Source organism: Dactylosporangium sp. NPDC051484 (assembly GCF_040689395.1).
In the GTDB taxonomy this organism is placed as follows: Bacteria; Actinomycetota; Actinomycetes; order Mycobacteriales; family Micromonosporaceae; genus Dactylosporangium.
Genome location: NZ_JBFAZX010000005.1, coordinates 313,322 through 326,103 on the forward strand (window position 1 = coordinate 313,322; position 12,782 = coordinate 326,103).

14 protein-coding genes are annotated in these 12,782 nt (G+C 72.6%); 7 read left to right on the plus strand and 7 right to left on the minus strand.

Features of this window, described 5'->3' with window-relative positions:
• The first annotated feature begins 222 nt into the window (after positions 1–222).
• From AB0367_RS12380 to AB0367_RS12390, 3 genes are read left to right on the plus strand one after another with little or no spacing between them, the layout of a single operon-like run.
• Positions 223–588, plus strand: coding sequence for a DUF202 domain-containing protein (locus AB0367_RS12380; RefSeq protein ID WP_366226437.1), 366 nt, complete (start codon positions 223–225; stop codon positions 586–588).
• On the plus strand, positions 585–911 hold the full coding sequence (locus tag AB0367_RS12385) for a DUF202 domain-containing protein (protein ID WP_366226319.1): 327 nt from the start codon (positions 585–587) through the stop codon (positions 909–911). The genes AB0367_RS12380 and AB0367_RS12385 overlap by 4 nt, the downstream gene beginning before the upstream one ends.
• 27 nt (positions 912–938) lie before the next feature.
• A complete protein-coding gene (locus AB0367_RS12390; RefSeq protein WP_366226320.1) occupies positions 939–1,295 on the plus strand; it encodes a PLD nuclease N-terminal domain-containing protein in 357 nt (118 codons plus the stop codon).
• Positions 1,296–1,337: 42 nt separating this feature from the next.
• Here the strand turns inward: AB0367_RS12390 and AB0367_RS12395 are convergent, their stop codons facing one another.
• Complete coding sequence (locus AB0367_RS12395) at positions 1,338–2,225, minus strand: diacylglycerol kinase family protein (protein WP_366226321.1); 888 nt, start codon at positions 2,223–2,225, stop codon at positions 1,338–1,340.
• A complete protein-coding gene (locus AB0367_RS12400) occupies positions 2,222–2,350 on the minus strand; it encodes a hypothetical protein (protein WP_366226322.1) in 129 nt (42 codons plus the stop codon). The genes AB0367_RS12395 and AB0367_RS12400 overlap by 4 nt, the downstream gene beginning before the upstream one ends.
• 218 nt (positions 2,351–2,568) lie before the next feature.
• Between AB0367_RS12400 and AB0367_RS12405 the strand changes: the two genes are divergently transcribed.
• Complete coding sequence (locus AB0367_RS12405; protein ID WP_366226323.1) at positions 2,569–3,249, plus strand: phosphonatase-like hydrolase; 681 nt, start codon at positions 2,569–2,571, stop codon at positions 3,247–3,249.
• A gap of 136 nt (positions 3,250–3,385) precedes the next feature.
• Here AB0367_RS12405 and AB0367_RS12410 read toward each other — a convergent pair whose 3' ends face one another.
• From AB0367_RS12410 to AB0367_RS12420, 3 genes are all read right to left on the minus strand, one after another.
• Positions 3,386–5,008 carry an acetolactate synthase gene (locus AB0367_RS12410; RefSeq protein WP_366226324.1) on the minus strand — a complete coding sequence of 541 codons (1,623 nt, stop codon included), beginning with the start codon at positions 5,006–5,008 and terminating at the stop codon, positions 3,386–3,388.
• A gap of 46 nt (positions 5,009–5,054) precedes the next feature.
• On the minus strand, positions 5,055–6,974 hold the full coding sequence (locus AB0367_RS12415; RefSeq protein ID WP_366226325.1) for an Hsp70 family protein: 1,920 nt from the start codon (positions 6,972–6,974) through the stop codon (positions 5,055–5,057).
• A gap of 67 nt (positions 6,975–7,041) precedes the next feature.
• The gene (locus AB0367_RS12420) at positions 7,042–7,512 is read right to left on the minus strand and encodes a DUF6232 family protein (protein ID WP_366226326.1); all 471 of its coding nucleotides are present in this window, start codon (positions 7,510–7,512) and stop codon (positions 7,042–7,044) included.
• A gap of 71 nt (positions 7,513–7,583) precedes the next feature.
• Here AB0367_RS12420 and AB0367_RS12425 point away from each other — a divergent pair, with 71 nt between their 5' ends.
• A complete protein-coding gene (locus AB0367_RS12425) occupies positions 7,584–8,369 on the plus strand; it encodes an enoyl-CoA hydratase-related protein (protein WP_366226438.1) in 786 nt (261 codons plus the stop codon).
• Positions 8,370–8,594: 225 nt separating this feature from the next.
• Here the strand turns inward: AB0367_RS12425 and AB0367_RS12430 are convergent, their stop codons facing one another.
• Positions 8,595–9,374: an ABC transporter ATP-binding protein gene (locus tag AB0367_RS12430; protein WP_366226327.1), complete on the minus strand. Its 780-nt coding sequence runs from the start codon at positions 9,372–9,374 to the stop codon at positions 8,595–8,597.
• Positions 9,375–9,453: 79 nt separating this feature from the next.
• Between AB0367_RS12430 and AB0367_RS12435 the strand changes: the two genes are divergently transcribed.
• A complete protein-coding gene (locus AB0367_RS12435; RefSeq protein ID WP_366226328.1) occupies positions 9,454–10,422 on the plus strand; it encodes an ATP-binding cassette domain-containing protein in 969 nt (322 codons plus the stop codon).
• 68 nt (positions 10,423–10,490) lie between these two features.
• Positions 10,491–11,489, plus strand: coding sequence for an ABC transporter permease subunit (locus AB0367_RS12440; protein ID WP_366226329.1), 999 nt, complete (start codon positions 10,491–10,493; stop codon positions 11,487–11,489).
• A gap of 36 nt (positions 11,490–11,525) precedes the next feature.
• Here AB0367_RS12440 and AB0367_RS12445 read toward each other — a convergent pair whose 3' ends face one another.
• A complete protein-coding gene (locus AB0367_RS12445) occupies positions 11,526–12,698 on the minus strand; it encodes an ROK family transcriptional regulator (RefSeq protein WP_366226330.1) in 1,173 nt (390 codons plus the stop codon).
• Between the last annotated feature and the right edge of the window lie 84 nt (positions 12,699–12,782).

A 12,782-nucleotide genomic window follows, 5' to 3' on the forward strand; every position in this document is an offset into this window, starting at 1 on the left:
CACAAAACAGCCAGTCGAGTACGCTGGCGGCACCGCAGCGGCGCCGGCCACAAAGCGGACGACACGAACAGGACGTCACAAAAGGCGGCTCGGGCAGGATCGCGGTAGAAGGCGGCGCGCGACGGGTCGCCAAAGACGCCGCGGTCAGCACGAGACGTACCTTGTGGGCACGCAGTCGCGGCGACGGGCGACCGTACCGAGGGGGGCCGACAAATCATGTCGATGTGGTCGGTGGTCCGGCTCTGGTTCGATCCCGACGAGGTCCGCTCGGTCGGCAGCACGCCCGACTACCGGTTCTCGCTGGCCAACGAGCGCACCTTCCTCGCCTGGCTGCGCACCGCCCTGGCGCTGATCGGCGGCGGGCTCGCGGTCGCACAGTTCCTGCCCGAGAATCAGTTGCGGATCGTGATCGCGGTGCCACTGCTCGCGCTCGGGGCCCTCGTCGCGATCCGGGCGGTCGATCACTGGGCTCGCAGCGAGCGGGCGATGCGGCTGGGTGAGGCGCTGCCCCGGTCGCGGTTCCCGGCCATCCTCGCGCTCGTGGTCACCCTGGGCGCGGCCGCGCTGCTCGTAGCGACATTCCTGTGAGCGCGCCGCAGCCGCCCTCGGGCGAGCGCCCGGAGCCGCCCTCGGGCGCCCAGGTCGAGCGCACCTACCTGTCGTGGCGCCGGACCCTGGTCTCGTTCACCGCGATCGCACTGCTGCTGGCGCGCCTGGTCGCGGTACACCTGGAGCCGACAATGCCCGCGGCGTGGGCCCTGTCCGCCGTCGCACTCGGGTGGGCCGCCGCGGTGTGGCTCACCCACCGCCGCATCCGCGACCTCACCACTCCGATCGGGCGAGCGGTGCCGTCGCTGGTCGCGCTCATCCTGCTGTACTGCGTGATGGGCACCCTGTTGCTGATGTCATGACCCCCTTCGCTGAGTCATGATGGCTCAATGGGACGCGCACTGCCCTTCTTGATCGTGCTGCTCGCGACGCTGATCGCTCTGATCGACTGTCTGTCCTCGGAGCGGGAGGACATCCGCGGGCTGCCCCGGCCCGTCTGGTTCCTGGCGATCCTGCTCCTGCCGATCGCCGGCCCCATCGCGTGGTTCTTCGCCGGCCGCCCCGCCTCGCTCGAACAGCGGGCGGGGGTGCTCGCGGGCGGTCGAAGCCGGAAGCGGGTGACCGCGCCGGACGACGACCCGGAGTTCCTGCGCGGCATCGACACCACCCAGTCCCACAACGACGCTGAGCTGCTGCGCCGCTGGGAAGAGGACCTCAAACGCCGTGAGGACGACCCGGGCGCGTAGCGCACCCGGGCTGGGCGAGGACGAGCACGGGACGACGAACGGTTAGACCCGCGGGACGCACACGATCAGCGCGCCCGGGCGTACGCGGGCGGCCAGGCGGCGATCGGGTGCGATGACGTCGCCGTCGAGTTCGCGCGGCTCGGCGCGAGCGGCACGGACCTCGACCGCGCGGGCGCGGAAGGTCTCCAGACCACGGACGGCGCCGCCGCGCCACACCAGCACCCCACCGGCCAGCCGTAACCAGTCCGACAGGTGGCTCGGGCTGAGGACCGCGATGTCGAGGTAGCCGTCGTCGGGCTCGGCGCCGGGCAGCGGCTGGATGCCGCCCCACAGATAGCCCACGTTGGCGACGAACACGCTGGTGGCCTGGCGGTGCAGCCAGCGGCCGCCATCCAGCCGGATGCGCACCGCCATGCGGCGGCGGGTGAGGTCGCGCAGCCCGGACGCGGCGTACGCGGCCCAGCCGAAGCGGCGCTTCGCCTCGTCGGGCGTCCCGCCGACCATCGTGGCGGCGAAGCCCATGCCGGCCATCACGATGAACGCGCCCGCGCCCTCCACGACGCCGACGTCGATGCGCCGCCGTGCGCCGCCGACCGCGACCGCGACCGCCTCGCCCACGTCATGCGGGATGCCCAGGTTGTCGGCGAGCAGATCACCGGTACCCGACGGGATGAGTGCGACGGCCACGTCGCTGCCCGCCAGCACACCGGCGACCGCCCTGACGGTGCCGTCGCCGCCGCAGACGAGCACCACCTCCGCGCCGGCCGCGGCGGCCTCCTCGGCCATGCCGGGCCCGGGGTCCTCCGGCGTCGTCTCCAGCCACAGCGGCTCGGGCCAGCCGGCCGCCGCCAGGGCATCGCGGAGCTCACGGCGGCGCACGTCGAGGTCCGGGACCTTCGACGGGTTGATGACGACGGCGCAACGGGTCACGAGCCGGCCGCGAGCAGCAGGAGCTTGCCGTAGGGCTGAGAGCTTCCGCGACGCCCCGGACCGATCGCCTCCTCGCCGGGTACCCGCTCGGCCATCAGGCCTCGCACGAGACCGTTGTCCGTCATGCTCTGCCCATCCCCAGTCCGGGCATGCCGGCAAACGTGAAGCGACAAGCCGGTGCTGCGGACCGCGGCGTCATGACCACCCGGGACCTCACGACCGGCCCCGCCACCGGTTCGCGCGCGACCGCGGCGGGCGCCCGAGCGCGCCGCGCCGAACGGGTGCCTTCTGACGGTTTTGTGCCGTTCACTCTCCGGTCTCTTCGCCGTGCTCCCATCGCGAGATGACCGCGTGGCAACTCGCCTGCATTGACATGGCAGGCACTACGGTGCGTGATGACGGCCTGGTCGAGCAGGCCTTCACGGTGGCGTTCGCCGGCGAGGGTGTGGCGCCTGGCACCCCGCAGCACGAGCGCATGCTCGCCGTCGTGCGCAAAACGATGGGGCAGAGCCGTATCGAAGTGTTCCGGCTCCTGCTGGACGGCGACGAACGGCGCGCTCAGGCCGCCAACGAGACGTTCGAGGAGGCGTACGGGCTGCTCGTCGACGAGGGCGCCGTGCTGCCGATCCCGGGCGCCATCGAGGCGATCAAGACGCTGCGCGCCAGCGGGATCAAGGTCGCGTTGACGACCGGGTTCGCCCGGGCCACGCAGGAGGCGATCATCGACGCGCTCGGCTGGTGGGGCCAGGTCGATCTGGTGCTCTCCCCCGCCGACGCCGGGCGGGGCCGCCCGTTCCCGGACTTCATGCTCGTCTCGGCGCTGAAGCTCGGCGTCGAGGACGTGCGCCGCATGCTCGTCGTCGGCGACACGCCGCTGGACCTCATCGCCGGCCAGCGCGCGGGCGCGGGCCTGCTCGTCGGCGTCCTGACCGGCGCGGGCGACCGCCAGGCGCTGCAGGCCGCGGGGGCCCAGGAGGTCATCGGCTCGATCGGCGAACTCCCGCGCCTGCTCGGCCTGGAGTAGCCGGCACGACCAACCCACGAGCGAGAACAACGCACAAGCACGACCCACTCACAAGCACTACCCCACCCACAAGGTCGCCCACGACAGCCACCCACAAGGTGGTCCAAGTCCGGGCCTCTGCGAGCCTCTGCGGACCTCAGGCCAGGTTCGACGAACGCGGGTACGCGTCCTGCGGGTCCGTGAGCACGTTCACCAGGTACGGCACGCCCGAGTCGAACGCGCGCCCCAGCGCCCCGGCCAGGTCGCCCGGCTTCTCCACGGTCTCCCCCGCGCCACCGAGCGCCTTCACCACGTCGTCGTAGCGCAGCCCGGGCTGCAAATCGGCGGCCAGGTCGTAGCCGTAGATCTGGCGCATCGGGTGCTTCTCCAGGCCCCAGATGCCGTTGTTGCCGACCACGATGACGACCGGCAGCTGCTGGCGAACCAGCGACTCCACGTCCATCAGCGAGAACCCGGCCGCGCCGTCGCCCATAAGCACGCAGATCTGCCGGTCCGGGTAGGTGATCCGAGCGCCCATCGCGTAGCCCATGCCGGTGCCGAGGCAGCCGTACGGGCCCGGGTCGAGCCAGGTGCCGGGCTGGGCCGGCTCCAGGTACTTGCCGGCGTAGGAGACGAAGTCGCCGCCGTCGCCGATCGTCACCGCGTCCTCGGCCAGCACCTTGCGCAGTTCGCCGTACACCCGGCTGGGCTTGATGGGGTCGGTGTCGGCCTCGAGGGCCTCGGTCTCCCGCGCCTTCGCCGCGCTCTCCGCGGCGCGCAGCGTCGCGATCCACTCCTCGTGGTCGGCGATCAGGCCGCCGTAGGCCGCGAAGGCCGACAGGATCAGCCGCAGGTCGCCGGTGGGCGCCGCGGCCGGCGTGACGTGCCCGGCCTTCTGCGAGGCCGCGTCGGTGACGTGCACCACCTGCGCGCCGCCGAAGTCGCCGAAGCCGAGCCGGAAGTCCAGCGGCGTGCCGATCACGGCGATGACGTCGGCGCCGCCGAACGCGGCCTTGCGCGCCCGCGCGAAGGCGAGCGGGTGACCCGGCGACAGCGTGCCGCGCCCCATGCCGTTGGCGAACACCGGGACGCGCAGCGCCTCCGCGGCCTCGCGCAGCGCGGCGGTCGCGTCGCCGGCCCAGACGTCGGATCCGGCGACGATGACCGGCCGCTGGGCCGCGGCCAGGAGGCTGACGGCGTGGTGCACCTCGTCGGGGTCCGGCTCCTGCGTCGGTACGGCCGGAGCCGCCTCCTCCTCGATCCCGTCCACGGTGGAGAAAACGACCTCCAGCGGCAGGTCCACGAAGACCGGTCCCCGGTGCGGGGTGAGCGCGGTGAGGGCCGCAGCCCGCATCCGCGCGTAGACCTCGTCGGTGGCGAAGATCGTCTCGGCGTGCTTGGTGACCGCGCGCACGATGGGCAGGTGGTCCATCTCCTGCAGGCTGCCCGAGCCCCAGCGGAACTGCGGGGCCCGTCCACCGAGCACGACCACCGGCGCGCCGTTGAACATCGCGCTGGTGAGCCCGGACACGCCGTTGGTGACGCCCGGCCCGGCGGTCAGCACGGCCAGCCCCGGGCGGCGCTGCAGCTTCGCGACCGCCTCGGCGGCGAACACCGCGGACTGCTCGTGCCGCACGTCGACGATGCGCACGCCGGCCTTCTTCGCCGCGTCGTACAGCGGAAAGACGTGGCCGCCGGACAGGGTGAACATCTCGGCGACCCCGAACCCGCGCAGCGCCGCCAGCGCCAGGTCTCCGCCATGCCCGTCGATCTTCGTCATATATGAATCCTAATCACGTTCATCGGCGAATTAGCGCCGGACACTCTCACGGATTGCCCGCGCCGAACCAGTCCGCGACGGGCTGCGGCCAGCGGTCGGTCGTCAGGTAGTACGACACGCACCCGGCCGTCAGCGGCGTGACCACCAGCAGCACCAGCACGAACAGGGCCAGCAGCGCCCGCGCGACCGGCCCGCGGCGCGGGCGCGCGCCGTCGTATCCGGTGGCCTCGGCCTGCGGCGGTGCGGCGGGCCGGGACGGCGCCGCCGGCGGGCGCGACGGGGCCGGCTGCGGAGGCGAGGCCGGCCAGGCCGGCTGCGCGGGGGCCGAGCGCTGCGGCGGGCGCGGCGGGGTCGACATGGGGGCGGGTTGCGGGGTGGGCATCGGCGCGGGTGGCTGGGTGGGCGTCGGGGCGCGGTCAGCGCCGAACGCGTTGCCGTATTCGTCGTAGCGCGTAGACGCCTCCGGGACCCCGCCGCCGGAGAGGAACACCCGTCCCGAGCCCACCGGCCGGTTGGGCGGCGCCGACACCGGCGGCGCGGAAACGGGCGGCGAAGAAACGGGCGGCGCGGAAACCGGCGTGGTCCGGTAGCCACCGGGCGGCGGCGCGGACACGGGTGCGCTGGAGATCGGCGGGGGCGCCGGCACCGGGGCATCGGGCCACAGCGGCCCGCCCGACGGCGGCGCCGACACCGGCGTACCGAACCCGCCGGCCGGCGGCATCGAGAAGCCCTCGCCCGGGGGTGAGGCGACGGGGACCGCGGCGGGCGAGACCGGACCCGCGGCGGACGAGACCGGGGCGGCGCCAGGGTGCTGCCAGAGAAGGCCCGGGGCCTGCGGCGAGACGCCTGTCGCCGGCCCGGGCGCCGGCGAGGCGCCACCGGCCTGGGTCGCCGTCGAACCGGCCAGCATGCTGCCCTCGGCGACGACCAGCTCGGGCTGCTCGATGGCCACTGGGGCCCGGCCGAGCTCTCGGTGCAGCAGGGTCGCCACGAGCGGCATCCGGCTGGAGCCACCGACCAGGAACACGCCCGCCACCGCGCCCTCGGACAACTGCGCCCAGCGCATCACGCCCTCGGTCACGCGTATCGTCTGCTTGAGCATCGTCAGGGCGAGGCGCTCGAGCTCCTCCCGTGTCAGGTGTACGTCCACGTTGAGCAGCGGAATCGTCAAGTCGGACGCCGGCTGGCGGGACAGCCGCTCCTTCGCCACCCGCGCGTCGTCCCACAGCAGGCGGCGATGCCGGCGGTCCTCGACGGTCTGCGGGCTCATCAGCCGCGCCCACTCCTGCGGCGCCTGCGGCTCGCAGAGCGTGCCGATGTGCTTGACGATGGCGTTGTCCACGTCGACGCCGCCGATGTCGTCGCGGCCGTCGACGGCCAGCACCTCGAAGCCACCGGCGGTGCGGGCGACCACGCTCGCGTCGAAGGTGCCCGCGCCGAAGTCGTACACCACGACGACCGAGCCGACCCGCACGTCGTGGCCGAGGACCTGGGTGAAGTACGCGGCGGCGGCCACCGGCTCGGGCACCAGCCGGACCCGGCCGAGCCCGGCCGCCGCGGCCGCGTCGGCGATCGACAGGCGGCGGGTCGCGCCCCACGAGGCAGGGACCGTCACGGTCACGTCCGGCACGGCGTCGCCGACGGTGCGGACCCACTCGTCGCGCACCCGGCGCAGCACCGCGGCGATGAGCTCGTTGACCGGCATCTCCCGGTCGCCGAGCAGCACCGTGCCGTCGTCGATGCGGCGCTTCGGGTTGGGCTCGAAGCGGGCCGGCTCCAGGCGGGCGCTGTGCACCGCGTCGCGGCCGACGATGATCGTGCCGCTGGGTTCGGCGTAGACGGCCGAGGGCAGCAGCGGGGAGCCGTCGAAGATCAAGGGCCGGGATCGCCCGTCCGGCCATCGCACCACCGCGACGGTGTTCGAGGTGCCGAAGTCGACCCCGAGCCGGATCCCTGGCGTAGGCATGCCCGCAGTGTAGGCGGAGCGGACTACGCCGCCGCGTCCTCCGCGCGAGTCACCGCGACCGTAAGGCTTAGGCCGACTGCTCGACCGCCCGCTGCAGCGCTCGATAGATCTGCCCGAATTTGGGCGAGTCCGTCGTTGAGTAGATCATCGAGTCCCCGTCATGCGTGCGCACCCAGATCTCGTGCACGCCCTTGCCGTGGTCGTGGGCACGGTCGAGCAGGTCGAGCAGGCCTTCGAGGCTGAACGCGACGATCCCGCCGAGGACGATGACGGCGAGGATGCCGCCGGCGATGTACATCGTGCGCTGCTCGCCGCCGAAGTCGATGCGCCGCGCCGCCATCCCGGCCGCCGCGAGCAGGCCGATGACGAGCAGCACGGTGCCGCCGCGGGTGGCGAGCATGTAGAGGCCATGACGCAGCCGGCCGGTGCGCTCGTGCCAGACGTACGTCAGGGTCTCCAGCGGATACCACGAGTCATCGACGCGCACACCACCCGAGCTGATGTGCACCACATTGTCGCGGTAATAGGTGGTGGCCATGGCAACTCCGACGGTACAGCCGAATACGCTCCGGGCAACGACAACGACGTTGAGGAGACACTGTGGACGCGGTGAAAAATGAGGGGAGCCGGCTCGTCCGGCTGGAGGTCGACGGCGGCATCGGCACGATCCGGCTCGACCGCCCGCCGATGAACGCGCTGAACGTCCAGGTCCAGGAGGAGCTGCGAGACGCCGCACGGGAGGCGACGGAGCGCGACGATGTGCGCGCGGTCGTGCTGTACGGCGGGGAGAAGGTCTTCGCGGCCGGCGCCGACATCAAGGAGATGGCCGGCATGGGCTACGCCGCGATGGCGGCCCGCGCCGGGGCGCTCACCAGCGCGTTCGACGCCGTCGCCCGAATCCCCAAGCCGGTCGTGGCGGCGGTCACCGGCTACGCGCTGGGCGGCGGCTGTGAGCTGGCGCTCACCGCGGACTGGCGCGTCGCCGCCGAGGACGCGACGCTGGGCCAGCCCGAGATCACGCTGGGCATCATCCCCGGCGCGGGCGGCACCCAGCGACTGGCCCGCCTCGTCGGCCCGGCACGGGCCAAGGACCTGATCATGTCGGGCCGGTTCGTGCCCGCCTCGGAGGCGCTCGCCATCGGCCTCGTCGATCGCGTCGTACCGCGGGAGCAGGTCTACGAGGCCGCGCTCGACCTCGTCCGGCCCTACGTCGACGGCCCGGCGCTCGCGCTGCGCGCCGCGAAGCTCGCCGTCGACGGCGGCCTCGACAGGGACCTCGCCTCCGGCCTGACCTGGGAGAGTCAGCTGTTCGCGGCCCTGTTCGCGACGGAGGACAAGGCGGAGGGCATGGCCGCGTTCGTGGAGAAGCGCAAGCCGTCGTTCAAGGGTCGCTAAGCGAACCGCAACCAGGACGCAGGGGCGCGAAGCGCAAGCAAAGCGTGAACGAAGCGAGAGCCAGGCCGGCTGAATACCAGCCTGGCCTCGCCCGCGCCGAAGGCGCCCGCAGCAAACCGCAACCAGGACGCAGGGGCGCGAAGCGCAAGCAAAAGTGCCGCGAAGCGGCATGGGGGGCGTGGGGTGGGAACCCCCCACCGATGCTCAAGCGAAGCGAGAGCCAAGCTAGCTAATAGCGTGGAAGCGATCGTCGATGGTCGACAGCCGCAGCGGCATGCCGAACGTCTTGGACAGGTTGTCGGCGGTGATGGTGTCCCGGAGCAGCCCCTGGGCCACCACACCGCCGTCGCGCATCAGCATCGCGTGGGTGAACCCAGGCGGGATCTCCTCCACGTGGTGCGTGACGAGCACGAGCGCCGGCGCGTCCGGGTCGGCGGCCAGGGCGGCCAGCCGCCGCACCAGGTCCTCCCGGGCGCCCAGGTCCAGCCCGGCGGTCGGCTCGTCGAGCAGCAACAGCTCCGGGTCGGTCATCAGGGCGCGGGCGATCTGCACCCGCTTGCGCTCGCCCTCCGACAGGGTGCCGTAGAGCCGGTCGGCCAGCGCGGCGACGCCGAACTGCTCCAGCAGTTCCATCGCGCGGGAGTCGTCCATGGCGTCGTACCGCTCGCGGTAGCGCCCGACGACCGCCCAGGAGGCGGTCAGCACCACGTCGCGGGCGGTCTCCTCCGGCGGCAGGGCCAGCCCGTTGGAGGAGAACCCGATCCGGGTCTTGAGTTCGGCGATGTTCGTGCGGCCGAGCCGCTCGCCCAGCACGCTCGCCGAGCCGCGGGTCGGATGCATCCGCGCGCCGGCGAGGTTGAGCAGCGTGGTCTTACCCGCGCCGTTCGGCCCGAGGATCACCCAGCGCTCGTCGACCTCGACCTGCCAGCTCACCGACCGGATCAGGTCGCTGCGGTTGCGGGTGACCGTCGCATTCTCCAACGCGACGACAAGGTCATCTGACACGTGCCAATCCAACCACGAACCGCCCGTCGATGGATGACGGGGCCCCACGGGCGCCAGCCAACCCGTATTGTGCCCTGCGATGACACCGGCATTGGAAATCTCCGGTCTGGTCAAGACATACCAGAGCGTGTTCGGCAAACCACGGGCCGCGATCGACCGGCTCGACATGCTCGTCGAGCCCGGGCAGATCCACGGCTTCCTCGGCCCCAACGGCTCGGGCAAGTCCACCACGCTGAAGACGCTGCTCGGGCTCCTGCGCGCCGACGGCGGGGAGATGCGCGTTCTCGGCGAGCCCGTCCCGCACCGGCAGGCCCGGGTCGCGCCCCGGGTCGGCGCGATCGTCGAGGCTCCGGCGTTCTTCGGCAACTTCACGGGGTACAAAACCCTGTCCTTGCTGGCGAAGGCCGGTGGCGTGCCGAAGCAGCGAATCTGGGTCGTGCTCGACCAGGTCGGTCTCGCCGACCGTTGCGAGGACCCGGTCCGGTCGTATTCCCTGGGCATGCGCCAGCGGCTCGCCGTCGCCTCCGCGCTGCTCAAGGACCCGGAGCTGCTCATCCTCGACGAGCCCAACAACGGCCTCGACCCGGCCGGCATCCGCGAGATGCGCGACCTGTTGCGCGCCCAGGCCGACCGGGGCATGACCGTGCTGATCTCCAGCCACATCCTGGCCGAGATCCAGCAGATCTGCGACTCGGTCACGATCATCTCGCGCGGCCGCACGGTGGCCGCCGGGCCGGTGTCGCAGGTGCTCGCCGTCGCCGACAAGGGGGCGTATCGGGTGCGCGTCGAGGACCACCACCGCGCCGCGCAGATCCTCACCGACGCCGGCGCGCAGGTCAGCGTCACCGGCGACCACCTGGTGGTCCACGATCTGGCCGACCCCGCCTGGGTGTCGCACGCCCTCGGCGTCAACGACCTATGGGTGCGCGAGCTGGCCCCGGTCGCCCAGCTCGAGGACGCGTTCCTCAGCCTCACCGGCGGCGGCCCCCGCCGCGGCGCGTTCCGCCCCGTCGACGACTCCGACTGGTCCGGCGAGGAGAGCGCATGAACACTCCGGACCCATCATCGGCTCAGCCGCAAGTCGTGCCGCTGCCGGAGCTAAGGGGAGGTGCCGGTTTGACCCGGCTGTTCGCCGCCGAGTGGTCGCGGCTGTTCGGCCGCCGCGTCACGCTGGTCACCCTTGTGCTCATCGGCACCCTGCTGGCGCTGCTCACGTTCGGCTTCACGCTCACCCGCAGCACGCCCACCCCCGTCGAGATCGAGCTGGCGAAGAGCAGCGCCGCCTCCGCGGGCGAGATCTGGGACCGCAACGTCGACCGCTGCTCCAAGGTCCAGAGCGGCCTGGAGAACGCTGAGCCCGGCGAGTCGTTCCCGCGCGGCTGCGACTACGGCCCCCGCCCGACGCCCGACTCGCTGCTCGACTACGGCTTCTCGTTCCACCGCCAGTGGCCGTCGCTGTACTACACCGCCGCGATCGTGCTGGCCGTGGCCGGGTTCGTGCTCGGCGCGTCGTTCGTCGGGGTCGAGTGGAGCTCCGGCGGCATGGCCACCCTGCTGTTGTGGGCCCCCCGCCGCGGCGCGGTCCTGGGCGCCAAGCTGCTCGCGGCGTGCGCCGGCGTGGGGCTCATCTCCGTGGTGTACCTCGGGCTCTGGACCGCCGCCTTCATGGCCGTCGCGGCCGGCAACGGCACGGTGAGCCAGATGACGGCCGGCGAGTTCGGCTCGCTGCTGCTGACCGGCGTGCGCGTGGTCGTGCTGGCCCTGGCCGGCACGACGCTGGGCTTCTCCATCGCCTCGCTGGGCCGGCACACCTCCACGGCCCTCGGCGTCGGCGTCGCCTACCTGATGATCTACGAACTCGGCACCCTGGTCCTCTTCAGCGTCGTCCAGACCGTCGACTACTCGCAGAAATTCCGCCTCTCCAGCTATATCGCGGCCTGGCTCACGAAGCGTTTCACCTTCGAGGCGGACGCGGGGCACTGCCGCACCGGCTGCGTGCCGGAGGCGGCGGGCTTCTCGGGCAGCTGGCAGCAGGGCGGGCTGGTGATCTCCGTGGTCGTGGCGATCGTGGTGGCGGCCGCGTTCGTGGCGATGCGCCGCCGCGACGCCCGCTGACGGCGCCCCGGCGACGAGCAACACGCCACGCCATTTTCAGGCGGTCGAGCCGAAGACCTCCTCGCGGACGATGTCCAGGCCCGTGAGGATGGCACCGTGCAGTACCGGCTCGACGGCCACCTCCGTGGCGACCACCCGCGGCGACACGACCGCGATCGCGGCCACCTCGTGCTGCACCCGCTGTGCGAGGTCCGCGCCGCCGGCCTGGCCGATCTCGCCGGCCAGGACGACCAGCTGCGGGTCGAGCACCAGGCCGACCGAGGCCACGCCGAGCGAGATGCGGCGGGCGAGCTCGTCGAGGAAGGGGCTGCCCGCCGTGCCGGCGGAGATGGCGGCGCGGATGGCCTCGGCGGCGCCGGCGGCCTTGAAGCCGTGGGTCTTGGCGATCGCGCGCACCGCCACGGCGTCGACCAGGGTGCGGTACCCGCTCTTCGAGCGGCGCGACGCGTCCCGGCTCACCTGCGTGCCGGCCACCGGCAGGTAGCCGATCTCGCCGGCCGCGCCGGCGCTGCCGCGGTGCAGTCGGCCACCGAGCACCACGGCGGTGCCGACGCCGCGGTCGAGCCAGACGAGCACGAAGTCCTGCGTGCCGACGGCGGCACCGCTGTGCTGCTCGGCGATGGCGGCCAGGTTGACGTCGTTCTCGAACATGACCGGGCGGTCGAGGTCGTCGCGAAGCGCGGTCAGCAGGCCCCGGTGCCAGCGCGGCAGGTCCCAGGCGAACGTGATCTCGCCGCTCTTCGGGTCGACCAGGCCGGGAGTGCCGAGCACGATGCGCCGGATGCGCTCGATCGGCGCGCGGGCGGCGTTCGCGGCCTCGACAACCGCGGCGTGCACGACCTTGACCGGGTCGTCGCCGTCGCCGATGGCCACGTCGGTGCGCCCGACGATGTTGCCCATGATGTCCGCTACACCGGCGACGACATGCGCGGGGCCGGCGTCGACGCCGACGACGAACGCTGTGCTGGGCACCACCGCGTACATCTGCGCGTTGGGACCGCGCCCGCCGGCCTGCTCGCCGACCCGGGCCACCAGGCCGCGCTCCTCCAGCCGCTCCACCAGCTGCGATGCGGTGACCTTGGACAAGCCGGTCAGCTCGCCGAGTTGCGCGCGGGTCAGCGGGCCGCGGCTGAGCAGCAGCTCAAGGGCGGCGCGATCGTTGAGCGCGCGCAGCAGCCGCGGCGTGCCGGGCAGTCGGGCGGAACTCATGGTTACATAGCCCCCTAGTATTTAGGAAACTTTCCTATTAGCGTGCCACAAGCAGCCTATTGGCAAAGCGTACGGTCGGACCAC